This window comes from Kitasatospora sp. NPDC058046 (assembly GCF_042885595.1).
Classification (GTDB): Bacteria; Actinomycetota; Actinomycetes; order Streptomycetales; family Streptomycetaceae; genus Kitasatospora.
Window position 1 is genome coordinate 120,779 of sequence record NZ_JBHVRS010000005.1, and the last position, 24,116, is coordinate 144,894.

At 73.0% G+C, this 24,116-nt stretch carries 21 protein-coding genes and 1 pseudogene; 19 read left to right on the plus strand and 3 right to left on the minus strand.

The window, feature by feature from the left end:
- Nucleotides 1-44: 44 nt before the first annotated feature.
- Complete coding sequence (locus ACFVU7_RS12795; protein WP_030056198.1) at nucleotides 45-548, minus strand: transcriptional regulator; 504 nt, start codon at nucleotides 546-548, stop codon at nucleotides 45-47.
- A gap of 329 nt (nucleotides 549-877) precedes the next feature.
- On the opposite strand from ACFVU7_RS12795, the gene pyrR reads away from it, so the two are divergent.
- The 14 genes from pyrR to ACFVU7_RS12865 all read left to right on the plus strand — a co-directional run bounded on the left by pyrR (nucleotide 878) and on the right by ACFVU7_RS12865 (nucleotide 17,529).
- Nucleotides 878-1,501 (plus strand): bifunctional pyr operon transcriptional regulator/uracil phosphoribosyltransferase PyrR, encoded by a 624-nt coding sequence (gene pyrR, locus ACFVU7_RS12800; protein WP_049651356.1) that lies wholly within the window; start codon nucleotides 878-880, stop codon nucleotides 1,499-1,501.
- Between the two features lie 5 nt (nucleotides 1,502-1,506).
- Complete coding sequence (locus ACFVU7_RS12805; protein ID WP_049651357.1) at nucleotides 1,507-2,496, plus strand: aspartate carbamoyltransferase catalytic subunit; 990 nt, start codon at nucleotides 1,507-1,509, stop codon at nucleotides 2,494-2,496.
- Entirely contained in the window at nucleotides 2,493-3,794 is a 1,302-nt protein-coding gene (locus tag ACFVU7_RS12810) for a dihydroorotase (protein ID WP_049651358.1), read from the plus strand. Before ACFVU7_RS12805 ends, ACFVU7_RS12810 begins: the two co-directional genes overlap by 4 nt.
- Nucleotides 3,794-4,357, plus strand: coding sequence for a hypothetical protein (locus ACFVU7_RS12815; protein ID WP_049651359.1), 564 nt, complete (start codon nucleotides 3,794-3,796; stop codon nucleotides 4,355-4,357). Before ACFVU7_RS12810 ends, ACFVU7_RS12815 begins: the two co-directional genes overlap by 1 nt.
- Entirely contained in the window at nucleotides 4,354-5,511 is a 1,158-nt protein-coding gene (gene carA, locus ACFVU7_RS12820) for a glutamine-hydrolyzing carbamoyl-phosphate synthase small subunit (RefSeq protein ID WP_049651360.1), read from the plus strand. Before ACFVU7_RS12815 ends, carA begins: the two co-directional genes overlap by 4 nt.
- Complete coding sequence (gene carB, locus ACFVU7_RS12825) at nucleotides 5,504-8,812, plus strand: carbamoyl-phosphate synthase large subunit (protein WP_117487143.1); 3,309 nt, start codon at nucleotides 5,504-5,506, stop codon at nucleotides 8,810-8,812. The genes carA and carB overlap by 8 nt, the downstream gene beginning before the upstream one ends.
- 89 nt (nucleotides 8,813-8,901) lie before the next feature.
- Nucleotides 8,902-10,005: a quinone-dependent dihydroorotate dehydrogenase gene (locus ACFVU7_RS12830; protein ID WP_117487142.1), complete on the plus strand. Its 1,104-nt coding sequence runs from the start codon at nucleotides 8,902-8,904 to the stop codon at nucleotides 10,003-10,005.
- A gap of 44 nt (nucleotides 10,006-10,049) precedes the next feature.
- Nucleotides 10,050-10,880: an orotidine-5'-phosphate decarboxylase gene (gene pyrF / locus ACFVU7_RS12835; RefSeq protein WP_388045033.1), complete on the plus strand. Its 831-nt coding sequence runs from the start codon at nucleotides 10,050-10,052 to the stop codon at nucleotides 10,878-10,880.
- Nucleotides 10,881-11,287: 407 nt separating this feature from the next.
- Nucleotides 11,288-11,614 (plus strand): integration host factor, actinobacterial type, encoded by a 327-nt coding sequence (gene mihF / locus ACFVU7_RS12840; RefSeq protein WP_030056187.1) that lies wholly within the window; start codon nucleotides 11,288-11,290, stop codon nucleotides 11,612-11,614.
- Between the two features lie 49 nt (nucleotides 11,615-11,663).
- Complete coding sequence (gene gmk / locus ACFVU7_RS12845; RefSeq protein WP_049651364.1) at nucleotides 11,664-12,221, plus strand: guanylate kinase; 558 nt, start codon at nucleotides 11,664-11,666, stop codon at nucleotides 12,219-12,221.
- Nucleotides 12,222-12,258: 37 nt separating this feature from the next.
- Nucleotides 12,259-12,525 carry a DNA-directed RNA polymerase subunit omega gene (rpoZ, locus tag ACFVU7_RS12850; protein ID WP_030056185.1) on the plus strand — a complete coding sequence of 89 codons (267 nt, stop codon included), beginning with the start codon at nucleotides 12,259-12,261 and terminating at the stop codon, nucleotides 12,523-12,525.
- 188 nt (nucleotides 12,526-12,713) lie between these two features.
- A complete protein-coding gene (coaBC, locus tag ACFVU7_RS12855) occupies nucleotides 12,714-13,943 on the plus strand; it encodes a bifunctional phosphopantothenoylcysteine decarboxylase/phosphopantothenate--cysteine ligase CoaBC (RefSeq protein WP_049651365.1) in 1,230 nt (409 codons plus the stop codon).
- Between the two features lie 152 nt (nucleotides 13,944-14,095).
- A complete protein-coding gene (gene metK, locus ACFVU7_RS12860) occupies nucleotides 14,096-15,304 on the plus strand; it encodes a methionine adenosyltransferase (protein ID WP_074002394.1) in 1,209 nt (402 codons plus the stop codon).
- A gap of 140 nt (nucleotides 15,305-15,444) precedes the next feature.
- A complete protein-coding gene (locus tag ACFVU7_RS12865) occupies nucleotides 15,445-17,529 on the plus strand; it encodes a primosomal protein N' (protein ID WP_117487140.1) in 2,085 nt (694 codons plus the stop codon).
- Nucleotides 17,530-18,081: 552 nt separating this feature from the next.
- Here ACFVU7_RS12865 and ACFVU7_RS12870 read toward each other — a convergent pair.
- Nucleotides 18,082-18,427, minus strand: a pseudogene (locus ACFVU7_RS12870) (hypothetical protein); the annotation flags it as partial.
- 312 nt (nucleotides 18,428-18,739) lie between these two features.
- Here ACFVU7_RS12870 and def point away from each other — a divergent pair.
- The 5 genes from def to ACFVU7_RS12895 all read left to right on the plus strand — a co-directional run bounded on the left by def (nucleotide 18,740) and on the right by ACFVU7_RS12895 (nucleotide 23,522).
- Entirely contained in the window at nucleotides 18,740-19,285 is a 546-nt protein-coding gene (gene def, locus ACFVU7_RS12875; protein ID WP_388045034.1) for a peptide deformylase, read from the plus strand.
- 118 nt (nucleotides 19,286-19,403) lie between these two features.
- A complete protein-coding gene (gene fmt, locus ACFVU7_RS12880) occupies nucleotides 19,404-20,342 on the plus strand; it encodes a methionyl-tRNA formyltransferase (protein ID WP_074002397.1) in 939 nt (312 codons plus the stop codon).
- A gap of 135 nt (nucleotides 20,343-20,477) precedes the next feature.
- Complete coding sequence (locus ACFVU7_RS12885) at nucleotides 20,478-21,911, plus strand: RsmB/NOP family class I SAM-dependent RNA methyltransferase (protein ID WP_380737437.1); 1,434 nt, start codon at nucleotides 20,478-20,480, stop codon at nucleotides 21,909-21,911.
- A gap of 432 nt (nucleotides 21,912-22,343) precedes the next feature.
- Entirely contained in the window at nucleotides 22,344-22,499 is a 156-nt protein-coding gene (locus ACFVU7_RS12890; RefSeq protein ID WP_158077698.1) for a hypothetical protein, read from the plus strand.
- A 66-nt stretch (nucleotides 22,500-22,565) separates the two neighbouring features.
- Nucleotides 22,566-23,522 (plus strand): MerR family transcriptional regulator, encoded by a 957-nt coding sequence (locus tag ACFVU7_RS12895; protein WP_388045230.1) that lies wholly within the window; start codon nucleotides 22,566-22,568, stop codon nucleotides 23,520-23,522.
- Between the two features lie 87 nt (nucleotides 23,523-23,609).
- On the opposite strand, the gene ACFVU7_RS12900 is transcribed toward ACFVU7_RS12895, so the two are convergent.
- Nucleotides 23,610-24,059 (minus strand): hypothetical protein, encoded by a 450-nt coding sequence (locus ACFVU7_RS12900; RefSeq protein ID WP_049654244.1) that lies wholly within the window; start codon nucleotides 24,057-24,059, stop codon nucleotides 23,610-23,612.
- Nucleotides 24,060-24,116 lie beyond the last annotated feature (57 nt).

A 24,116-nucleotide genomic window follows, 5' to 3' on the forward strand; every position in this document is an offset into this window, starting at 1 on the left:
TGGATCGTGCCTGGATCCGCTGGCGGGAGCCGGTGCGGTGAGCCTCAGCTCGCATCCTCCTCGCGCACCGCACGGCGCGCGTCGGGGTTCAGCACGCCCCAGGAGATCAGCTGCTCGGTGAGGATCGACGGGGACTGGTCGTAGATCACGGCCAGGGTGCGCAGGTCGTCCTGGCGGATCGACAGCACCTTGCCGTTGTAGTCGCCGCGCTGGCTCTGGATGGTCGCCGCGTAGCGCTGCAGCGGGCCGGCCTTCTCGGAGGGGACCTGGGTCAGTCTCTCCAGGTCGAGGACCAGGCGCGGCGGCGGCTCGGCCGCGCCGCCGGGCGTACCGCCGGGCAGCAGCTCCTGGACCGGGACGCCGTAGAACTCCGCCAGTTCGGCCAGTCGCTGCACGGTGACCGCACGGTCACCACGCTCGTACGAACCGACGACGACTGCCTTCCAGCGCCCCTGGGACTTCTCCTCGACACCGTGCAGGGAGAGACCCTGCTGAGTGCGGATCGCTCGGAGCTTGCCTCCGAGTTGCTTCGCGTAGTCGCTGGACATTGATCTCCCCGGACGAGATTGCTTCGCGTTCAGTGGTGGGTCACGGGCGATTGCCGACGCCGTTACCGGTGGGTCCGACGTCCGTCTCGTAACTCACTGTGAGGTTACGTAGAGTAAGGTAGTTGCGTCAAGCCGAATGGGGCAGTCGTGCGAATGGCCCGCATCGGCGGCGCGTCCGGAGTGTTAACCCGGGGAAGCGGAATGGTGGACGTCTGTTTGCCGTCCGGCGCGCTGGTAGGATGACCGAAGCCCGCGCCCGGTCGGCGGGGGCCATCCCAGACATCCTTTAAGGCCCGTCCAGTGAGGCGGGGAAGGAGGTCCGCTTCGGCATGACCACACACCACGAACCCACGCCGCGGCCGCCGCACCAGGTGCTCGACGGCACGGACATCGCCCGGGTCGTCACCCGGATAGCGCACGAGATCGTCGAGCGCGCCAAGGGCGCGGAGGACGTCGTGCTGCTCGGCATCCACACCAGGGGCGTCCACCTCGCCCGCCGCCTGCACGACCGGCTGGCCCAGATCACCGGGCGCGAGATCCCGCTGGGCTCCCTGGACATCACCATGTACCGGGACGACCTGCGGCTGAAGCCCGCCCGGGCCCTGGAGCACACCGAGATCCCGCCCGGCGGCATCGACGGCAAGCTCGTCATCCTGGTCGACGACGTGCTCTTCTCCGGCCGCACCATCCGCGCCGCGCTCGACGCGCTGAGCGACATCGGCCGCCCGCGAGCCGTCCAGCTCGCCGTCCTGGTCGACCGCGGCCACCGCGAGCTGCCGATCCGCGCCGACTACGTGGGCAAGAACCTCCCCACCTCGCTGCGCGAGGCCGTGCAGGTGCGCCTCGCCGACCGCGACGGCGTGGACGCCGTCCTGGTCGGCGACCGCGACTTCGCCCAGCGCTCCTCGCAGGCCCTGGCCCCCCAGTCTTCCGAACCGCACCTCCCGGAGTAGCCCGCGTGAAGCGCCACCTCGTCTCCGCCGCCGATCTCAGCCGCGACGACGCGCTGCTGATCCTGGACACCGCCGAGGAGCTGGCCCAGCTCTCCGGCCGGGCCGTCAAGAAGCTGCCCACGCTGCGCGGCCGCACCGTCGTCAACCTCTTCTTCGAGGACTCCACCCGGACGAAGACCTCCTTCGAGGTCGCCGAGAAGCGGCTCTCGGCCGACGTCATCAACTTCTCCGCCAAGGGCTCCTCGGTCTCCAAGGGCGAGAGCCTCAAGGACACCGCGCTGACCCTCCAGGCGATGGGCGCCGACGCGGTGGTCATCCGCCACCACGCCTCCGGCGCCCCGGCCCGGCTGGCCCAGTCCGACTGGCTGCACGGCAGTGTGATCAACGCCGGTGACGGCACCCACGAGCACCCCACCCAGGCGCTGCTCGACGCCTTCACCATGCGCCGCCACCTCAACCCGGGCGCCGGCCAGGACCTCGCGGGCCGCCGGGTGACCATCGTCGGCGACGTCCTGCACAGCCGGGTCGCCCGCTCCAACGTCCACCTGCTGAACACCCTCGGCGCGCAGGTGACCTTCGTCGCCCCGCCGACCCTGCTGCCGATCGGGATCGAGAACTGGCCCTGCGAGGTCAGCTACGACCTGGACAGCGTGCTGCCCAAGACGGACTCGCTGATGATGCTGCGGGTGCAGCGCGAGCGGATGAACGCCGCGTTCTTCCCGACCGAGCGCGAGTACAGCCGCCGCTACGGCATGAACGGCCGCCGGATGGCCCAGCTGCCGGACCACGCGATCGTGATGCACCCCGGTCCGATGGTCCGCGGCATGGAGATCACCGCCGAGGTCGCCGACTCGCCGCGCTGCACCGCGATCGAGCAGGTCGCCAACGGCGTCTCCGTCCGGATGGCCGTCCTCTACCTGCTGCTCGGCGGCGCCGTCTTCGCCGACGCGCCCACCGACACCCCCCGTACCGACTCCGTGGAGACCGCCCAGTGACCAGCTACCTGATCCGCAACGCCAAGATCCTGGGCGGCGCCCCGCAGGACCTCCACCTCGCCGACGGCGTCGTCCAGGCGATCGGCACCGGCCTGACGGTCGAGGCGGACATCGAGATCGACGCCACCGGGCTGATCGCCCTGCCCGGCCTGGTCGACCTGCACACCCACCTGCGCGAGCCCGGCCGCGAGGACGCCGAGACCGTGCTCACCGGCACCCGGGCCGCCGCGATGGGCGGCTTCACCGCCGTGCACGCGATGGCCAACACCACCCCGGTGGCCGACACCGCCGGCGTGGTCGAGCAGGTCTGGCGGCTCGGCCAGGAGGCCGGCTACTGCGACGTGCAGCCGGTCGGCGCCGTCACCGTCGGCCTGGAGGGCAAGCAGCTCGCCGAGCTCGGCGCGATGCACGAGTCCGCCGCCGACGTCCGGGTCTTCTCCGACGACGGCAAGTGCGTGGACGACGCGGTGCTGATGCGCCGCGCCCTGGAGTACGTCAAGGCCTTCGACGGCGTCGTCGCCCAGCACGCCCAGGAGCCGCGGCTCACCGAGGGCGCCCAGATGAACGAGGGCCAGGTCTCCGGCGAGCTCGGGCTCGGCGGCTGGCCGGCCGTCGCCGAGGAGTCGATCATCGCCCGCGACGTGCTGCTCGCCGCGCACGTCGGCTCCCGGCTGCACGTCTGCCACCTCTCCACGGCCGGCTCGGTCGAGATCGTCCGCTGGGCCAAGTCCAAGGGCTGGGACGTCACCGCCGAGGTGACCCCGCACCACCTGCTGCTCACCGACGAGCTGGTCCGCACCTACGACCCGGTGTACAAGGTGAACCCGCCGCTGCGCACCGCCGAGGACGTCCGGGCGCTGCGCGAGGCGCTGGCCGACGGCACCATCGACGCCGTCGCCACCGACCACGCGCCGCACCCGGCCGAGGACAAGGACTGCGAGTGGGCCGTGGCCGCGATGGGCATGGTCGGCCTGGAGACCGCGCTGTCGGTCGTGCAGCAGACCATGGTCGACACCGGCCTGCTGAACTGGGAGGGCGTCGCGGACCGGATGTCGCACCGCCCGGCCCGGATCGGCCGTCTCACCGGTCACGGCCGGCCGATCTCGGTGGGTGAGCCCGCCAACCTGGTGCTGTTCGATCCCGCGTACCGTGGTGCCGTGAACCCGGACAGCTTCGCCACCCGCAGCCGCAACACCCCCTACAAGGGCCTGGACCTGCCCGGACGGGTGCACGCCACCTTCCTGCGCGGGCGCGCCACCGTGCTGGCCGGCGAGCTCGCCGAGCGGGGCGAGGCGTGATGGACCGCGCCACGCTCGCCCAGGAGCAGGCGAAGGTCACCGACTGGCCCGGGTACATCGGCTGGTCCATCGGCCTGCTGATCGTGATCGGCCTCGTCTACTGGCTGATGCGCCAGGGCTGGAACTGGCGGCGCACCCTGCAGTCCGGGATCCCGCCGCTGCCGGCCGTGCCGGCCCGCGCCGGGCGCACCATCCTGGAGACCAGCGGCCGGTACCACGGCACGACCACCGCCGGGAACTGGCTGGACCGGGTCGTCGCCCACGGCCTGGGCACCCGCAGCCGCGCCGACCTCACCCTCGGCGAGGACGGCCTGCTGGTGCAGCGCCCGGGCGACGTCGACTTCTGGATCCCGGCCGAGCACCTGACCGGTGCCCGTACGGACTCCGGGATCGCCGGCAAGGTCGTCCCCTCCGGGCTGCTCGTCGTCACCTGGACACACGAGGGCGCCGAGCTGGACTCCGGTTTCCGGGCCGACCACCCCGATGAGCACGCCGCCTGGGTCGAGGCGGTCGCCCAACTCGCAACACGTACGAAGACGAAGACGGAAGAGGCCGCGCAATGACCGCACCTGCCCCCACCACGCAGCGCCAACGGCGGGAACGAGTGCCTGCCGTGCTCGTCCTGGAGGACGGCCGGACGTTCCGCGGACAGGCCTACGGCGCCATCGGCGAGACCTTCGGCGAGGCGGTCTTCAACACCGGCATGTCCGGCTACCAGGAGACCCTCACCGACCCGTCGTACCACCGCCAGGTGGTCGTGATGACCGCCCCGCAGATCGGCAACACCGGCTGGAACGACGAGGACGACGAGTCCAAGCAGATCTGGGTCGCCGGCTACGTGGTGCGCGACCCCGCCCGGGTCGCCTCCAACTGGCGCTCCCGCCGCTCGCTCGACGAGGAACTGGTCGACCAGGGCGTCGTCGGCATCAGCGGCATCGACACCCGCGCGCTGACCCGCCACCTGCGCGAGCGCGGCGCGATGCGCTGCGGCATCTTCTCCGGCGAGGCGCTGGCCGACCAGGCCGCCCTGCTGGCCCGGGTGCAGCAGTCGCCCGAGATGAAGGGCGCCGACCTGTGCGCCGAGGTCGCCACCACCGAGGCGTACGTGGTGCCCGCGATCGGTGAGAAGAAGTTCACCGTCGCCGCGCTGGACCTCGGCATCAAGGCGATGACCCCGCAGCGGATGGCCGAGCGCGGCATCGAGGTGCACGTGCTGCCGGCGAACTCCACCCTGGAGGACCTCTACGCCGTCAACCCGGACGGCGTGTTCTTCTCCAACGGCCCGGGCGACCCGGCCACCGCCGACCACCAGGTCGCCGTGGCGCAGGGCGTGCTGGAGCGCAAGACCCCGTTCTTCGGGATCTGCTTCGGCAACCAGATCCTCGGCCGCGCCCTGGGCTTCGGCACCTACAAGCTCAAGTACGGCCACCGCGGCATCAACCAGCCGGTGCAGGACCGCACCACAGGCACGGTCGAGGTGACCGCCCACAACCACGGCTTCGCCGTGAACGCCCCGCTGGACAAGGTGAGCGACACCCCCTACGGGCGGGTCGAGGTCTCCCACGTCTGCCTCAACGACGACGTGGTTGAGGGCCTCCAGGCACTCGACGTCCCCGCCTTCAGCGTGCAGTACCACCCCGAAGCGGCCGCCGGTCCGCACGACGCCGCCTACCTGTTCGACCGCTTCGTGAAGCTCATGGAGGGCCAGCGTGCCTAAGCGCTCTGACATCAAGTCCGTCCTGGTGATCGGCTCCGGTCCGATCGTGATCGGCCAGGCCGCCGAGTTCGACTACTCGGGTACGCAGGCCTGCCGGGTCCTCAAGGCCGAGGGCCTGCGGGTCGTGCTGGTCAACTCCAACCCGGCCACGATCATGACCGACCCGGAGATCGCCGACGCCACCTACGTCGAGCCGATCACCCCGGAGTTCGTCGAGAAGATCATCGCCAAGGAGCGCCCCGACGCGCTGCTGCCGACCCTGGGCGGCCAGACCGCGCTCAACACCGCGATCTCGCTGCACGCGGCGGGCACGCTGGAGAAGTACGGCGTCGAGCTGATCGGCGCCGACGTCGAGGCGATCAACAAGGGCGAGGACCGCGAGCTCTTCAAGGGCGTCGTCGAGGCCGTCAACGCCAAGATCGGCCACGGCGAGTCCGCCCGCTCGGTCATCTGCCACACCATGGACGAGGTGCTGGCCGGCGTCGACACGCTCGGCGGCTACCCGGTCGTCGTCCGCCCCTCCTTCACCATGGGCGGCGCCGGCTCCGGCTTCGCCCACAACGAGGAGGACCTGCGCCGCATCGCCGGCCAGGGCCTGACCCTCTCGCCGACCACCGAGGTGCTCCTGGAGGAGTCCATCCTCGGCTGGAAGGAGTACGAGCTGGAGCTGATGCGCGACAAGAACGACAACGTCGTGGTCGTCTGCTCCATCGAGAACTTCGACCCGATGGGCGTCCACACCGGTGACTCGATCACCGTCGCCCCGGCGATGACGCTCACCGACCGCGAGTACCAGATCCTGCGCGACATCGGCATCGCCGTCATCCGCGAGGTCGGCGTGGACACCGGCGGCTGCAACATCCAGTTCGCCGTCAACCCCGAGGACGGCCGGGTCATCGTCATCGAGATGAACCCGCGCGTCTCCCGCTCCTCGGCGCTCGCCTCCAAGGCCACCGGCTTCCCGATCGCCAAGATCGCCGCCAAGCTGGCCGTCGGCTACACCCTGGACGAGATCCCCAACGACATCACCGAGCAGACCCCGGCCTCCTTCGAGCCGACCCTCGACTACGTCGTCGTCAAGGTGCCGCGGTTCGCGTTCGAGAAGTTCCCGAGCGCCGACGCCACGCTGACCACCACCATGAAGTCGGTCGGCGAGGCGATGGCCATGGGCCGCAACTTCCCCGAGGCCCTGCAGAAGGCGCTGCGCTCGCTGGAGAAGAAGGGCTCCCAGTTCAACTGGACCGGCCCGCTCGGGGAGAAGACCGAGCTGCTGGTCAAGGCCACCGTGCCGACCGACGGCCGGATCAACACCGTGATGGACGCCATCCGGGCCGGCGCCACCCCGGAGGAGGTCTTCGAGTACACGAAGATCGACCCGTGGTTCGTCGACCAGCTCTTCCTGCTGGACGAGATCGCCGGCGAGCTGGCCGAGGCCGAGGAGCTCACCCCCGAGCTGCTGCGCCACGCCAAGCGGCACGGCTTCTCGGACCAGCAGATCGGCGAGATCCGCGGCCTGAAGCCGGACGTCGTCCGCGAGGTGCGCCACGCCCTCGGCATCCGCCCGGTGTTCAAGACCGTCGACACCTGCGCCGCCGAGTTCGCCGCCAAGACCCCGTACTTCTACTCGTCCTACGACGAGGAGAACGAGGTCGCCCCGCGCACCAAGCCCGCCGTGATCATCCTGGGCTCCGGCCCGAACCGCATCGGCCAGGGCATCGAGTTCGACTACTCCTGCGTGCACGCCTCCTTCGCGCTCGCCGACGCCGGGTACGAGACCGTCATGGTCAACTGCAACCCGGAGACCGTCTCCACCGACTACGACACCTCCGACCGGCTCTACTTCGAGCCGCTCACCCTGGAGGACGTGCTGGAGATCGTCCACGCCGAGCAGCAGGCCGGCCCGCTCGCCGGCGTGATCGTCCAGCTCGGCGGCCAGACCCCGCTCGGCCTGGCCCAGGCGCTCAAGGACAACGGCGTGCCGATCGCCGGCACCCAGCCCGAGGCGATCGACCTCGCCGAGGAGCGCGGCGCCTTCGGCCGCGTCCTGCGCGACGCCGGCCTGCCGGCCCCCAAGCACGGCACCGCCTTCTCCTTCGAGGAGGCCAAGGCGATCGCCGACGAGATCGGCTACCCCGTGCTCGCCCGCCCGTCCTACGTGCTCGGCGGCCGCGGCATGGAGATCGTCTACGACGAGGCCTCGCTCGCCTCCTACCTGGAGCGCCACGCGGGCCTGATCTCCGAGCACCCGGTGCTCATCGACCGCTTCCTCGACGACGCGGTGGAGATCGACGTCGACGCCCTCTACGACGGCACCGAGCTCTACCTCGGCGGCGTCATGGAGCACATCGAGGAGGCCGGCATCCACTCCGGCGACTCCGCCTGCGCGCTGCCCCCGATCACCCTCGGCGGCTACGACATCAAGCGCCTGCGCACCTCCACCGAGGCCATCGCGCGCGGTGTCGGCGTCCGCGGCCTGATCAACATCCAGTTCGCCATGGCCGGGGACATCCTCTACGTGCTGGAGGCCAACCCGCGCGCCTCCCGGACCGTCCCGTTCACCTCCAAGGCGACCGCCGTGCCGCTGGCCAAGGCCGCCGCCCGGATCTCGCTCGGCGCCACCATCGCCGAGCTGCGCGCCGAGGGCCTGCTCCCGGCCGAGGGCGACGGCGGCACGCTGCCCGCCGACGCGCCGATCGCGGTCAAGGAGGCCGTGATGCCGTGGAGCCGCTTCCGCGACATCCACGGCCGCGGCGTGGACACCGTGCTCGGCCCGGAGATGCGCTCGACCGGTGAGGTCATGGGCATCGACAAGGTGTTCGGCACCGCCTACGCGAAGGCGCAGTCCGGCGCGTACGGCGCGCTGCCGACCAAGGGCAAGGTCTTCGTCTCGGTGGCCAACCGGGACAAGCGCAACCTGGTCTTCCCGGCCCGGGCGCTGGTCAACCTCGGCTTCGAGGTGCTCGCCACCGCCGGCACCGCCGAGGTGCTCCACCGCGGCGGCATCCCGTCCACGCTGGTGCGCAAGCACAGCGAGGGCGAGGGCCCGAACGGCGAGCGGACCATCGTCCAGCTGATCCACGACGGTGAGGTCGACCTCATCATCAACACGCCGTACGGCACCGGCGGCCGCCTCGACGGCTACGAGATCCGCACCGCGGCCGTGGCCCGCGCGGTGCCCTGCCTGACCACCGTCCAGGCGATGGGCGCGGCCGTGCAGGGCATGGACGCGCTGCTGCGCGACGAGGTCGGGGTGATGTCGCTCCAGGAGCACGCCGAGCTGATCAACGCCGGCCGCAAGTAGCACCACCGCAGTGGGGGGCACCGGAGCCAGCCGGGTGCCCCCCACTTCCATGAGCAAGCCCGTTATCCGCTCCGGGAGTTGAACCACCCTTGTACAAGCTTCTGTTCGACCTGCTCTTCAAGAGGATGGACCCCGAGAAGGCCCACCACCTCGCCTTCTTCTGGATCCGCCTCGCCTCCTCGGTGCCCGGCCTGCGCACCCTGGTGCGGCTGGTGCTCGCCCCGCGCGACCGGGCCCTGCGCACCCGCGCCCTCGGCCTCGACCTGCCCGGCCCGTTCGGCCTGGCGGCCGGCTTCGACAAGAACGGCGTCGGCATCGACGGCCTGTCGATGCTCGGCTTCGACTACGTCGAGATCGGCACCGTCACCGGCGAGGCCCAGCCCGGCAACCCGGCGCCCCGGCTGTTCCGCCTGGTCGAGGACCGCGCGCTGATCAACCGGATGGGCTTCAACAACCAGGGCTCGGCCCGGGTCGCCGCCCGGCTGGCCGCCCGCCCGCACACCAGCTCCACCCCGGTGCTCGGCGTCAACATCGGCAAGACCAAGGTGGTCGAGGAGGCCGACGCGGTCGCCGACTACGTGAAGTCCACCGAGCGGCTCGCCCAGTACGCCGACTACCTGGTGGTCAACGTCAGCTCGCCGAACACCCCCGGGCTGCGCAACCTCCAGGCCGTGGACCACCTGCGGCCGCTGCTCTCCGCCGTCCGCGAGGCCGCCGACCGCACCACCGCGCACCACGTGCCGCTGCTGGTCAAGATCGCCCCCGACCTGGCCGACGAGGACGTCGACGCGGTCGCCGACCTCGCCCTGGAGCTGGGCCTGGACGGCATCATCGCCACCAACACCACGATCGGCCGCGAGGGCCTGCGCGCCGACGCCGCGCGGGTCGAGGAGATCGGCATGGGCGGCCTGTCCGGCGCCCCGCTCAAGGCCCGCGCCCTGGAGGTCCTCCAGCGGCTGCGCGCCCGCACCGGGGGCCGGCTGACCCTCGTCTCGGTCGGCGGCATCGAGACCGCCGAGGACGCCTGGCAGCGGATCGTCCACGGCGCCGACCTGGTCCAGGGCTACAGCGCCTTCATCTACGAGGGCCCGTTCTGGTGCCGGCGGATCCACAAGGGCCTGTCCGCCAAGGTCCGCGCGGGCGGCTTCCGCAGCCTGGCCGACGCCGTCGGCAGCGCCGTCCGCGGCTCGTGAACACCCCCATCGGTTCTGGACCCACCGGTCCTGGAAAGGACGACATGACCCTCGCCCCGTTCGGCGCCCGGCTGCGCCAGGCCCTCGACACCCGCGGCCAGCTCTGCGTCGGCATCGACCCGCACGCCTCCCTGCTCGCCGCCTGGGGGCTCGGCGACGACCTCGCCGGGCTGGAGTCCTTCAGCCGCACCGTGGTCGAGGCGCTGGCCGACCGGGTGGCCGTGCTGAAGCCGCAGGCCGCCTTCTTCGAGCGCTTCGGCAGCAAGGGCGTCGCGGTGCTGGAGCGCACCGTCGAGGAGGCCCGGGCGGCCGGCGCGCTGGTCCTGATGGACGCCAAGCGCGGCGACATCGGCTCCACCATGGCCGCGTACGCCGAGGCCTTCCTGTCGCCGGGCAGCCCGCTGTTCTCGGACGCGGTGACGGTCAGCCCGTACCTGGGCTTCGGCTCGCTGCGCCCGGCCCTGGACCTGGCCCGGGAGCAGGGCTGCGGCGTGTTCGCGCTGGCGCTCACCTCCAACCCCGAGGGCGCCGAGGTGCAGCGCGCGGTGGGCGCGGACGGCGAGCCGGTCGCGGCCTCGGTGCTGCGGCAGCTGGCGGCCGAGAACGCGGGCGCCGCGCCGCTCGGCTCCTTCGGCGCGGTGGTCGGCGCGACGCTGGCCGACGCGGGCGTGGACCTGGCCATCAACGGCCCGCTGCTGGCCCCCGGGATCGGCGCCCAGGGCGCGACCATGGCGGACCTGCCGCGGGTCTTCGGCGCCTCGGTGATGAACGTGGTGCCGAGCGTCAGCCGCGACGTGCTCAAGAACGGCCCCTCGGTGCCGGCGCTGCGCGCGGCGGCGGAGCGCTTCGTCGGGGAGTTCGCGGAGGCCGTGTAGGGCCCGTCCTGCCGGTCAGCCCGGATCGGGAGTGATCGGCAAGACGGGTCCTGGTAGCGGAACCCGTCCTTCAGGTAGCGGGGTGGTGACCCTGCGGAGTGTCCGCAGGACCGCGCGGTGGCCGCCGAGTTGACGTGAGCGCCGTCACATCGGCCCCGCCAAAGTCTCGCAATCGCGGTCATTTTGCCCTGGAAAGTCCTGGTCGGCCTTGGCTGACCAGGACTTTTCGTGTTCTTTTCCTGACGTGGCGCCGCAATCCGGGTAGTGTCCGGCGATAGGTCATCGGCGAGCCGCGATTTCCGTGGCTCCCGCAGGTCAGGGCCTTGTGGTTCCCCTTGCGGACGGTGTCCTCGGTACCGAAACCAGTCCTAGCTCAATCCATCCATCCACACCCTGAGGTGAACGGCGTGGCCCTTCCGCCCCTTACCCCTGAACAGCGCACCGCCGCGCTCGCCAAGGCCGCCGAGGCTCGCCGGGAGCGCGCCGAGGTCAAGAACCGGCTCAAGCACTCCGGCGCCTCCCTGCACGAGGTGATCAAGGCCGGCAAGGCCGACAACGACGTGATCGGCAAGATGAAGGTCTCGGCTCTGCTCGAGTCCCTTCCCGGCGTCGGCAAGGTCCGCGCCAAGCAGATCATGGAGCGCCTCGGCATCAGTGAGAGCCGGCGTGTCCGCGGCCTCGGTACGAACCAGATCGCTTCCCTGGAGCGGGAGTTCGGCGGTGGCGCCGCCTGACCGTGCCCCCGTGGTCCCAGGATCCCCCGCGATCCGGGATAATCGGTGCATGAGTGAGCGTCCGCGGCTGACCGTGCTCTCCGGCCCTTCGGGGGTCGGCAAGAGCACGGTCGTCGCTCATATGAGGAAGATGCACCCCGAGGTCTGGCTCTCGGTGTCGGCGACGACCCGGCACCCGAGGCCCGGCGAGAAGAACGGGGTCCAGTACCACTTCGTCGACAACGACGAGTTCGACAAGCTGGTCGCCAACGGCGAGCTGCTGGAGTGGGCCGAGTTCGCCGGGAACCGTTACGGGACCCCGCGTGCGGCCGTGCAGGAGAAGCTGGAGCGCGGCGAGCCGGTGCTGCTGGAGATCGACCTCCAGGGCGCCCGGCAGGTGCGCGAGTCGATGCCCGAGGCGCAGCTGGTCTTCCTGGCCCCGCCGAGCTGGGACGAGCTGGTCCGCCGGCTGACCGGCCGGGGCACCGAGTCGCAGGACGTGATCGAGAAGCGGTTGGCGGCGGCCAAGATCGAGCTCGCGGCCGAGCCCGAGTTCGACACGACCCTTGTCAACACCTCGGTCGAGCAGGTCGCGGCCGAACTGCTAGCCTTGCTCGGTGTAGCCTGACCTGTCTGTCTTTTCCACCCTTTCGGAAGGTTTTAGCGTGTCCTCTTCCATGACCGCGCCCGAGGGCATCATCAACCCGCCGATCGACGAGCTGCTCGAGGCCACCGACTCCAAGTACAGCCTCGTGATCTACGCCGCCAAGCGCGCGCGCCAGATCAACGCTTACTACTCCCAGCTCGGCGAGGGCCTGCTGGAGTACGTCGGCCCGCTGGTCGACACCCACGTGCACGAGAAGCCGCTGTCGATCGCGCTGCGCGAGATCAACGCGGGCATGCTGACCGCCGAGGCGGTCGAGGCTGCCTGAGGCGGTCGCTGAATTTCCGGGAGGGCCCGGCGGAATCGTTTCCGCCGGGCCCTCCGGCGTTCCCGGCGCCGGAGCGCGGTGCGGAGCGCCGTACGGGGTCGGGCCGGGGCGCTGTGCGGGGCGGGGCCGGGGGGCCGTAGGGTGGGCGCGTTCCCGATGCGGAGCCCGATGCGGAGAAAGGCCGGTAGATGACTCTGAGTGCGGACGCCCCCCGCGTGGTCCTCGGCGTGAGCGGCGGGATCGCCGCGTACAAGGCGTGCGAGCTGCTGCGCCGCTTCACCGAGTCCGGCCACCAGGTCACCGTGGTGCCGACCGCGGCCGCGCTGCACTTCGTCGGCGAGGCGACCTGGGCCGCGCTGTCCGGCCGCCCGGCCGCCACCGAGACCTGGGAGCGCGTGCACGAGGTGCCGCACGTGCGGATCGGGCAGCAGGCCGACCTGGTCGTGGTCGCCCCGGCCACCGCCGACCTGATCGCCAAGGCCGCCCACGGCCTCGCCGACGACCTGCTGACCAACACCCTGCTCACCGCCCGCTGCCCGGTGGTGCTGGCGCCCGCCATGCACACCGAGATGTGGGAGCACCCGGCCACCCGGGACAACGTCGCCACGCTGCGCCGCCGGGGCGTGATCGTGCTGGAGCCGGCCGTCGGGCGGCTGACCGGCAAGGACACCGGCAAGGGCCGGCTGCCCGAGCCCTCCGCGATCTTCGAGGCGTGCAAGGCCGTGCTGCGCCGCGGCGGGCCGGTGCCGACCGACCTGGCCGGCCGGCACGTGGTGGTCTCGGCCGGCGGCACCCGGGAGCCGCTGGACCCGGTGCGCTACCTCGGCAACCGCTCCTCCGGCAAGCAGGGCTACGCGCTCGCCGTGACGGCCGCGGCGCGCGGGGCCCGGGTGACGCTGCTCTCGGCCAACGCCGAGCTGCCGGACCCGGCCGGGGTGGACGTGGTGCACGTCTCGACCGCGCTGGAGCTGCGCGAGGCGGCGCTGGAGGCGGTCAAGGACGCGGATGCCGTGGTGATGGCCGCGGCGGTGGCGGACTTCCGGCCCGCCGAGTACGCCACCGGCAAGATCAAGAAGGTCGAGGGGGTCGAACCGGCCGCGGTCGCGCTGGTCCGCAATCCGGACATCCTGGCCGAGCTCTCGGCCCACCGGGCCCGTTCGGGCCAACTGGTGGTGGGTTTCGCGGCGGAGACGGACGACGTGCTCGCCAACGGCCGCGCCAAGCTCGCGCGCAAGGGCTGTGACCTGCTGGTCGTGAACGAGGTGGGCAACGGCAAGGCCTTCGGCACGGACGTCAACGAGGCCGTGGTGCTGGGCTCGGACGGCAGCGAGACGGCCGTTCCGGTGGGCCCGAAGGAGGCGCTCGCGGACGTGGTCTGGGACCTGGTCGCAAAGCGGCTGGAAACAGGCGGCAACTGATCGGATTCGCTCGCGCGGCGGTCGAGAAATCCTGAAGCGGGTGACGTTCGGCGGAACCAGACCGTTAGACTCCAGGAATCAAGTCTTTCCGGAGTTCCCCGGTACGAGCCGGGGAACTTCAGTCAGCAGCCGCTGCAACCCCAGGGAGCGCTGTGTCTCGCCGCCTGTTCACCTCGGAGTCCGTGACCGAGGGACACCCCGACAAGATCGCTGACCAGATCAGCGACACCATCCTTGACGCTCTCCTGCGGGAGGACCCGACGTCCCGGGTCGCCGTGGAGACGCTCATCACCACCGGCCAGGTGCACGTGGCCGGCGAGGTGACCACCAAGGCGTACGCGCCGATCGCCCAGCTCGTCCGGGACAAGATCCTGGAGATCGGCTACGACAGCTCCAAGAAGGGCTTCGACGGCGCCTCCTGCGGCGTGTCGGTGTCCATCGGTGCCCAGTCGCCCGACATCGCGCAGGGCGTCGACACCGCGTACGAGGCCCGTGTCGAGGGCGACGAGGACGACCTGGACAAGCAGGGCGCCGGTGACCAGGGCCTGATGTTCGGCTACGCGTCCGACGAGACGCCCGAGCTCATGCCGCTGCCGATCACCCTGGCGCACCGCCTCTCCCGCCGCCTGACCGAGGTGCGCAAGAACGGGACCATCCCCTACCTGCGCCCCGACGGCAAGACCCAGGTCACCATCGAGTACGACGGCGACAAGGCCGTCCGCCTCGACACCGTGGTCGTCTCCACCCAGCACGCCAGTGACATCGACCTGGAGTCGCTGCTCACCCCGGACATCCGCGAGTTCGTCGTCGAGCCGGAGCTGAAGGCGCTGGCCGAGCAGGGCATCAAGCTGACCACCGAGGGCTACCGCCTGCTGGTCAACCCGACCGGCCGCTTCGAGATCGGCGGCCCGATGGGCGACGCCGGCCTCACCGGCCGCAAGATCATCATCGACACCTACGGCGGCATGGCCCGCCACGGTGGCGGCGCCTTCTCCGGCAAGGACCCGTCCAAGGTGGACCGCTCGGCCGCGTACGCGATGCGCTGGGTGGCGAAGAACATCGTCGCCGCCGGCCTCGCCCGCCGCGCCGAGGTGCAGGTCGCGTACGCGATCGGCAAGGCCGAGCCGGTCGGCCTGTTCGTGGAGACCTTCGGCACCGAGTCGGTGCCGGTCCTCGCGATCCAGAAGGCCGTCTCCGAGGTCTTCGACCTCCGCCCGGCCGCGATCATCCGCGACCTGGACCTGCTGCGCCCGATCTACTCCCAGACCGCCGCGTACGGCCACTTCGGCCGTGAGCTGCCGGACTTCACCTGGGAGCGCACCGACCGCGTGGAGCAGCTGAAGGCCGCCGTCCAGGACTGACGTCCTGAGCCCGGTGCCCGAGCGCCGGCCCGTAGCGTTCTGACGCTCGGCCCGTAGCGCCCGGAAGCGGCGCCCGTCCCCGTTCGGGGGTGGGCGCCGCTTCGTGCATTGTCGGTGTGACCTGGTAGTACTTGGTGGCGATGAGCAGCACAGGGGAGAACGGGGCCGCCGAGCCGGAGCAGCTGGCGTTCATCCGGGAGACGGTCAAGCGGGCCAAGCCGCGCACCTGGCACGGGGCCAAGCGGGCCGAGCACCTGCCGGTGGCCCGGGTCGTGGTGGACAAGGGCGTGCTCACCATCGACAAGTTCTTCGACTACGCGGTGCCGGCCGCCATGGCCGAGGAGGCCCAGCCCGGGGTGCGGGTGCGGGTGCGGTTCGGGGCGCGGGTGGTGAAGGGCCAGCGCGAGGGCGGGGAACTGCACGACGGGTTCATCGTCGCCCGGCTGGAGAAGAGCGACTTCGCCGGCCCGCTCGCCCCGCTGGCCCAGGTGCTCTCGCCCGAGCCGGTGCTCACCCCGCAGCTGCTGCGGCTGTGCCGGACCGTCGCCGACCGGTACGCCGGGACGCTGGCCGACGTGCTCCAGCTGGCCGTCCCGCCCCGGCACGCCAAGGCCGAGGCCGAACCCTCGCCCCCGCCGCTGCCGCGCCCGGCCGCCCCGGCCCCCGGCGGCTGGCAGCGCTACCCCGCCGGGCCCGACTTCCTCGCCTCGCTCACCGCCGGCGGCTCGCCGCGCGCGGTCTGGGCGGCGCTGCCCGGGCCCGGCTGGCCGTACGAGATCGCGCGCGCCGTGGCCGCGACCCTGGCCGGCGGGCGCGGGGCGCTGGTCGTGCTCCCGGAGGGGCGCTCGGTGGCCCGGGTCGACCAGGCGCTGACCGAACTGCTCGGCCCCGGGGCGCACGTGGCGCTGGAGGCCGACCTCGGCCCGCGCGAGCGCTACAAGCGCTGGCTCGCGGTGAGCCGGGGCTCGGTGCGCGCCGTGATCGGGACCAGGGCCACCATGTTCGCGCCGGTCCGGGACCTCGGGCTGGTCGTCGTCTGGTCGGACGGCGACGGCAGCCACAGCGACCCGCGCGCCCCGCACCCGCACGTGCGCGAGGTGGCGCTGCTGCGGGCCGCCGACGAGGGCGCCGCGGTGCTGCTCGGCGGGCACGCGGTGACGGTCGAGGGCGCGCAGCTGGTCAGCACCGGCTGGGCGCGCCCGCTGGTCGCGGACCGCGAGACGGTGCGGCAGGCCGCGCCCCGGGTGCGGACCGTCACCGACCAGGACCAGCACCGGGACGCCGCCGCCCAGGCCGCCCGGCTGCCCTCGGTGGCCTGGGAGGCCGCCCGGGAGTCGCTGGCCGCCGGGCACCCGGTGCTCATCCAGGTGCCCCGGCGCGGCTACGTGCCCCGGCTGGCCTGCGGGCGCTGCCGGACCCCCGCCCGCTGCCGGCGCTGCGAGGGGCCGCTGGAGGCGCCCTCGGCGGACGCCACGCTGTGCTGCGCCTGGTGCGGGGAGCCGGAGAACGACTGGCACTGCCCCGAGTGCGGGTCCTTCCGGCTGCGGGCCCAGGTGGTCGGGGCCCGGCGGACGGCGGAGGAGCTGGGCAAGGCGTTCCCGCGCATCCCGGTGCGGACCTCGGGCCGGGATGCGGTGCTGGCCACCGTGCCGGACGAACCCTCCCTGGTGATCTCCACGCCCGGCGCGGAGCCGGTGGTCGAGGGCGGCGGCGGGTACGGGGCCGTGCTGCTGCTGGACGGCTGGGCGCTGCTCGGCCGGCCGGACCTGCGGGCGGGGGAGGAGACGCTGCGGCTCTGGCTCACGGCGGCCGCGCTGGCGCGGCCCTCGACGGAGGGCGGGACGGTGGTCGTGGTCGCCGAGCCCTCGGCCCGCCCGGTGCAGGCACTGGTCCGGTGGGACCCTTTGGGGCACGCCGGGCTGGAGCGGGACGAACGGGCGCAGCTGCACTTCCCGCCGGTGTCCCGGATGGCCTCGGTGAGCGGCAGCCCCTCGGCGGTCGCGGACCTGCTGAACCTGATCCGGCTGCCGGAGGAGGCGGACGTGCTCGGGCCGGTGCCCTCGCCGGCGCTGCGGGGGGAGGAGCAGGAGCGGGCGCTGCTGCGGGTGCCGCCCGGTCAGGGGGCCGCGCTGGCGGCGGCGCTCAAGGCGGCGCAGATCGCGCGGATCGCGCTGCGGACGGCGGAGCCGGTGCGGGTGCGGGTGGATCCGACGGACATCGGCTGAGACGGACATCGGCTGAGGGGCGGGGGTCGGGGGCTTCGGGGGCTCGCGGGTGGGTGCGTCGCGTCCGGGGGCTTGGGGACCGGCGGCCCGGCGGGGCGGGGTGAGTGGGCCACCCCGCCCCGGACGGCCCGGGTGCGTGGCTCGGTCAGCCGCGCAGCGGGATGCCGGGTCGGTCCGCCTGGGGGCGGTCGACGGGGGTGCTGCGGTCGGTCGTGGTGCGGTCGACGGGGGTGCGGTCGATCGTGCTGCGGTCGATGCCGGGGCGGTCCAGCGGGCCCCGGTCCAGCGCGCCCCGGTCGATGCCGGCGCGGTCGATGCTGGTTCGGTCGATGGGCGTGCGGTCGATCGTGGTGCGGTCCATCGGCGTGCGGTCGATGCCGGTGCGGTCGATCGTGGCGCGCTCCAGGGCACGACCGTCCAGGCCGCCCTGGCGGGCCGCCGGGACGGTCGTGGCCAGTCCGGTGCGCTCGGTGCCCGTGGGCAGGTCCTCGGAGCGGTCCGGACGGGCCTGGCCCGGGACGGCGCCGCTCGCGGCGAGGAGTTCGCTGGTCGGCCGGCGCATCCCGTAGCGCCGGTGCACCGCCTGCTTGGTGACCCCGAGGGCGGAGCCCACCGAGTCCCAGGAGAACCCCAGCGCCCGGTCGAACTCGACCGCCGCCGCCACCAGGGTCTCCACGCTCTCCCGCAGCTCCTGTGCCAGGCGCACGGTCGGCGCCGGCGCCCGCCCGTACACCACGAAGCCGGCCGAGGTGCTCGGTCGGCGCGGACGGTAGACGTTGCCCAGTTGAGCGGTGAGCGTCCGCAGCGCGTCGACCTGCCGCCTCACCCGCTCGATGTCCCGCACCAGCAGGTGCAGGCTCGCCCGCGCCCGGGCGTCGTGGTTGATCTGCTCGGCCATGGCCTACGTGCCACCTTCCGTACGGTTCAGCTCGGCCGGGACGCGGTGTCCCGTTGCGCCCGGCCCCGGTCAATCTCTCTTGACCAACGCCGAAGCGGGGGCCGGGGTAACGCGGCTCGGCACAGTCGGGGCGTGCCGGGCGGCGATCCGGTGCTGATCCGGCGCCGGTCCGGGCCCTGAGGCGGTGCCGGTCCGGTGCCGGTCCGGGCTCCGGGGAAGCCCTCGGCGGGCGGCCGCGCGGGTTGCATAGACTGGCGGGTGAACCAGCCGCCGACCGCAGCCCGCGCCCCTACGGACAGGAGCCCGTACCCCGTGGCGATCCAGCCGATCCGTCTCTTCGGAGACCCCGTCCTGCGGTCCACCGCCCAGCCGGTGACCACCTTCGACAAGGAACTGCGCAAGCTGGTCGGCGACCTCACCGACACCATGCTGGACGCCCCCGGCGCCGGCCTCGCCGCGCCGCAACTCGGCGTCTCGCTGCGGGTGTTCACGTACCACGTGGACGGCGTCACCGGGCACCTGATCAACCCGGACCTGTCGCTGAGCGAGGAGGAGCAGGACGGCCCCGAGGGCTGCCTGTCGCTGCCGGGCCTGCGCTACGACACCACGCGCGCGTACGGCGTGGTGGCCAAGGGCTTCAACATGTACGGCGATCCGGTGATGGTGGAGGGCACGCAGTTGCTCGCCCGGTGCATCCAGCACGAGACCGACCACCTGGACGGCATCATCTTCATCGACCGACTGGACCGCGAGCAGCGCAAGGCCGCGCTGAAGGCGATCCGGGAGGCGGACTGGGGCGCCGGGCCGGCCCCGGTGGTCAAGGTCTCGCCGCACAGCACCTTCGGGTCCGCCCGCTGAGTTCGGCCGGTTCCTTCGGTTCCGTCGCTGCCGGCGGTCCTGGTGGCCCCGGTGGTCTTCCCCGGTCGTTGTCGGTCTTCGTTGGTTTCTTGAACTTCCGTTTGCAGAAAGGCACTTGATGCGTCTCGTCTTCGCCGGCACCCCCGAGGTCGCCGTTCCCGCCCTGGACGCCCTGCTCGCCTCGGACCGGCACGAGGTCGTCGCCGTGGTCACCCGCCCCGACGCCCCGGCCGGGCGCGGGCGCAAGCTGGTCGCCAGCCCCGTCGCCCAGCGCGCCGAGGAGGCCGGGATCGAGGTCCTCAAGCCGGCGAAGCCCAGCGACCCGGACTTCGTCGCCCGGCTCACCGAACTCGCCCCCGACTGCTGCCCGGTGGTCGCCTACGGCGCGCTGCTGCGCCCCGGCACCCTGGAGATCCCCAAGCACGGCTGGGTCAACCTGCACTTCTCGCTGCTGCCCGCCTGGCGCGGCGCGGCCCCGGTCCAGCACGCGGTGCTGGCCGGCGACGAGGTCACCGGCGCGTCCACCTTCCTGATCGAGCAGGGCCTGGACTCCGGCCCGGTCTATGGCGTGATCACCGAGGAGATCCGCCCGACCGACACCAGCGGCGAGCTGCTCACCCGGCTCTCCCTCTCCGGTGCGCGGCTGCTCGCGGCCACCATGGACGGCATCGAGGACGGCTCCCTGCACGCCGTGCCGCAGCCGGCCGAGGGCGTCACGCTCGCGCCGAAGATCAGCGTCGAGGACGCGCGGATCGACTGGAGCCACCCCGCGCTGCGGATCGACCGGGTGGTGCGCGGCTGCGCGCCGGCGCCGGGGGCCTGGACGGAGTTCCGGGGTGAGCGGCTGAAGGTCACCGGGCCGGTCAGGCTGCTGCCGGACTCCACCGAGCTGGCGCCGGGAGAGGTCGCGATGGCGGGCAAGAACAGCGTCCGGGTCGGGACCGGCAGCCACGACATCGAGCTCGGGGAGGTGCGTCCGCAGGGGAAGAAGGAGATGCGGGCCGCCGACTGGGCCCGGGGCGCGCGCCTGGAGGCGGGGGAGCGCTTCGGGGGCTGACGCTCCGGTTTGGCGCTACTGTTCGTTTGAGATCGTCCGTGTTCGTTCGACTTCGTTGTCGTCCGATTGCGTTGTCGTCCGAGTTCGTTGCTAACCACCGTTCGTTGATAACCACCGCAGCACCTTGAGGCACCTGTGACCACCCCCAGCGCCAAGCGCGCCCCCCGCCCGCACCGCCGCCCGAAGAAGGACCCGGCCCGGATCGTCGCGTTCCGCGCGCTGCGTGCCGTCGACGAGCGCGACGCGTACGCCAACCTGATCCTGCCCTCGCTGCTCCGCGAGGCCGAGCAGAAGGGCATGGACCGGCGCGACGCCGCCCTCGCCACCGAGCTGGTCTACGGCACCCTGCGCCTGCAGGGCACCTACGACGCGGTCATCGCCGCCTGCATCGACCGGCCGCTCGGCAAGGTCGACCCGCCGGTGCTGGACGTGCTCTCGCTCGGTGCCCACCAGCTGCTCACCACCCGCATCCCCAGCCACGCGGCCGTCTCGGCGACCGTCGAGCTGGCCCGGGTGGTGCTCGGCGACGGCAAGGCCAAGTTCGTCAACGCCGTGCTGCGCCGGATCAGCGCCCACGACCTGGACGCCTGGATCGAGAAGGTCGCTCCGCCGTACGACAAGGACGCCGAGGACCACCTGGCGGTCGTGCACTCGCACCCGCGCTGGGTGGTCTCCGCGCTCTGGGACTCGCTCGGCCGCTGGCAGCCGGACGCCTCCGGGCGCGCCGCGATGGAGGACCTGCTGCGGGCCGACAACGAGCGGCCCGAGGTCACCCTGGTCGCCCGCCCCGGCCGGGCCACCGTCGACGAGCTGGCCGACGCGCTCCCCGAGGCCGAACCGGGCCGCTGGTCCCCGTTCGCCCTGCGGCTCGCCGAGGGCGGCGACCCGGGCGCGGTCGCGGCGGTGCAGGAGAACCGGGCGGGCGTGCAGGACGAGGGCAGCCAGCTGGTCGCGCTGGCACTGGCCGCGGCGCCGCTGGACGGGCCGGACCGGCTCTGGCTGGACGGCTGCGCGGGCCCCGGCGGCAAGGCCGCGCTGCTCGGCGCGCTGGCCGCCGAGCGGGGCGCGGCGCTGGTCGCGAGCGAGAAGCAGCCGCACCGGGCCCGGCTGGTGGCACGGGCGCTGGCGGGCAACCCCGGCCCGTACACCGTGATCGCGGCCGACGGGACGCGCCCGGCCTGGCGGTCCGAAGGCTTCGACCGGGTGCTGGTCGACGTGCCGTGCTCCGGCCTCGGCGCGCTGCGCCGCCGCCCGGAGGCGCGCTGGCGGCGCCGGCCGGCGGACATCGCCGCCTTCGGCCCGCTCCAGCGGGACCTGCTGCGTTCGGCCATCGAGGCCACCCGGGTCGGCGGCGTGGTCGGCTACGCGACCTGCTCGCCGCACCTCGCGGAGACCCGGGCGGTCGTGGACGACGTGCTGCGGGCCGAGGGCGGCCGGGTCGAGTGGATCGACGCGCGCCCGCTGCTGCCCGGCGTCCCGGCGCTCGGCGACGGCCCGGACGTGCAGCTGTGGCCGCACCTGCACGGGACGGACGCGATGTACCTGGCGCTGCTGCGGCGTACCGCCTGACGGCGGGGTACCGATGCCGCCTCCCCGGTCGGGGTCGCTTCCCCGGCCGGGGTCGTCGCTTCGGCCGGGGTCGTCGCCTCGGCGGGGAGGCCGGCCGGTCGGCTCCGGCAGGTGAACCGCCGCCTGTCCGGGCGGGGTTGACGCGGCGTCGGATGTCGGCTTCCATGGCTGCTGTGTAGCCGCTCGGCTGCATGATCTTTGGGGGGCAGGCTTCGTCGCGTCGAGCGGCGGAAGCCGGGGAAGCAACCCCACAAGACATGCGGCGCGATGCGGCTGTTTCGTTGTGTGGAGTCGGATCCTCGGCGCTGCCCTCCCCGGCGGTGGGAGGCGGCAGTGTCATCGGAGATTCGACGTTCGACGGGGGAGCCTGCCGGTTCGCGGGGTGACGGTGGTGCCGGGACGGACGGCCGCGCGCTCGATCTGATCGCCCTGATGTCGATCCTGGCGGTGTGCACCCTGATCTGCCTGCTGGCCGGTACGGGGGCGCTCCAGGCGGTCATCGGCGCGGCGGGCATCCTGTTCGCCGCCTGGCGGACACCGCGGCGCTCCGGGCGGGAGGAGGGGCGTCGGCGCGGGCCCCGTGGGTGAGGCGGGGGCGGCCGCGGCCGTGGGCGGCTTGCATCTCCCGTAGGGGGAGGTAGCAGGGTGGTGGCCATGAACGGCGACGCGCTCTGGACGATCGGTGAGCTGGCCCGGCGCACGGGGCTGACGGTCAAGACCGTCCGCTTCTACTCGGACCAGGGGATCGTGTCGCCGGCCGACCGCAACCCGGCCGGCCACCGGCGGTACGGCCCCGAGGCCGTCGCGCGCCTCGAACTGGTCCTTACCCTGCGGGAACTCGGGCTCGGACTGCCCGCGATCCGACGGGTGGTGGAGCGTGAACTGACGCCGGCCGACGTCGCCGCCGCGCAGGCGGAGGCGATCGACCTCCAGATCCGGGTGCTGCGGCTGCGGCGGGCGGTGCTCGGGGCGGTGGCCAGGCTCGGTTCCACACCTGAGGAGTTGACGCTCGTGCACCGGTTGGCCCGGCTCACGGAGGATGAACGGGGACGCCTGATCGGGGAGTTCCTGACAGGGGTGTTCGGCGGGATCGAAGACGGCGGGGTCGGGGCCGGCGGGGCCGGGGGCGGCGGGCGGTTCGCCGCGGTGGCGCGCTCGTTGACGCCGGAGCTGCCGGGGGAACCGTCGGTCGAACAGGTCGAGGCCTGGGTGGAGTTGGCGCAGCTGGCGGGGGACGCCGGGTTCCGGGCGCTGCTGCGCGGGCTCGCCGAGGCGGAGGCCGCGGAGGCGGCCGGCACGGGGCTGCCGAGGCCCGGACTGGCGGTGGCGGTGCGGGAGTTGGCCGGGCCGGCGGTCGCGGCCGGGGTGGAGCCCGGGTCGGCGGAGGCGGCGGCGGTCGTCGCGGTGCTGGTGGAGCGGTACGGGCGGTGCTGCGCGGGGGCGGTGCCGGGGGAAGCCGGGGCGGTGCGCGACCGGTTGGCGGAGCGGCTGGGGGCGATGGCCGATCCGCGGCGGGAGCGGTACCTGGAGCTGCTGGCGGTGGTCAACGGTTGGGCCGCGCCGGAGAGTTGGGCGGCCGAGGTGGACTGGGCGGTGCGCGCGGTGGCGTGAGTCGGGGCTGCTCGGCGGTGGGGCGGCGAGGTGGCGAGGTGGCGAGGTGGTGGGGCGGTGGGGCCGTGGGGTGGTGGGTCTGTACGGCTACCGGCGGGTGGGGCCGGAGAAGGTGGTGAGGAAGGCGTGGGCCTGGGCGCGGAGGTGGTCGACCGGCGGGTCCTCGCAGATCACCTCCAGGCCGAGTCCGGTCGCCCGGCCCAGGTCGTAGTAGGACTGGTAGGCGAGGTACGGGCGGTGGTCGTCGGTGGGGTCGAGGCCGACGGCGAAGGTCGCGAAGTGGGGCTGCGGCCCGCCCGGGGCGGGGGCCGGCCCGCTGCGGGAGAGCTGCCACTCGAACTCGTACGGCTCGGGTTCGGCGGGCAGGTCCAGCAGGGCCTGGGCGAGCCGGCGGACCTCGTCCGGGTTCGCGAAGGGGATCGACTCCGACGAGGAGGGGGCCGAGGCGAGCAGTTCCCAGGCGTCGCCGTTGTGGCCGACGGTCAGGGCCCACTCGCCGCTCGGGTCCTGCCAGCGGCAGCTGATGATCGGGTCCACGGCGGTCAACCTCCCTGTGGCGCTGGATCGTTCGTACCTCATCATGGTGGCACACCG

Bases quoted from the DNA above. Each gene is read 5' to 3' on its own strand.
- ACFVU7_RS12795 (WP_030056198.1), bottom strand. From the start codon at position 548: ATGTCCAGCGACTACGCGAAGCAACTCGGAGGCAAGCTCCGAGCGATC.
- pyrR (WP_049651356.1), top strand. From the start codon at position 878: ATGACCACACACCACGAACCCACGCCGCGGCCGCCGCACCAGGTGCTC.
- ACFVU7_RS12815 (WP_049651359.1), top strand. From the start codon at position 3,794: ATGGACCGCGCCACGCTCGCCCAGGAGCAGGCGAAGGTCACCGACTGG.
- carA (WP_049651360.1), top strand. From the start codon at position 4,354: ATGACCGCACCTGCCCCCACCACGCAGCGCCAACGGCGGGAACGAGTG.
- pyrF (WP_388045033.1), top strand. From the start codon at position 10,050: ATGACCCTCGCCCCGTTCGGCGCCCGGCTGCGCCAGGCCCTCGACACC.
- gmk (WP_049651364.1), top strand. From the start codon at position 11,664: ATGAGTGAGCGTCCGCGGCTGACCGTGCTCTCCGGCCCTTCGGGGGTC.
- coaBC (WP_049651365.1), top strand. From the start codon at position 12,714: ATGACTCTGAGTGCGGACGCCCCCCGCGTGGTCCTCGGCGTGAGCGGC.
- ACFVU7_RS12865 (WP_117487140.1), top strand. From the start codon at position 15,445: ATGAGCAGCACAGGGGAGAACGGGGCCGCCGAGCCGGAGCAGCTGGCG.
- fmt (WP_074002397.1), top strand. From the start codon at position 19,404: ATGCGTCTCGTCTTCGCCGGCACCCCCGAGGTCGCCGTTCCCGCCCTG.
- ACFVU7_RS12890 (WP_158077698.1), top strand. From the start codon at position 22,344: ATGTCGATCCTGGCGGTGTGCACCCTGATCTGCCTGCTGGCCGGTACG.
- ACFVU7_RS12895 (WP_388045230.1), top strand. From the start codon at position 22,566: ATGAACGGCGACGCGCTCTGGACGATCGGTGAGCTGGCCCGGCGCACG.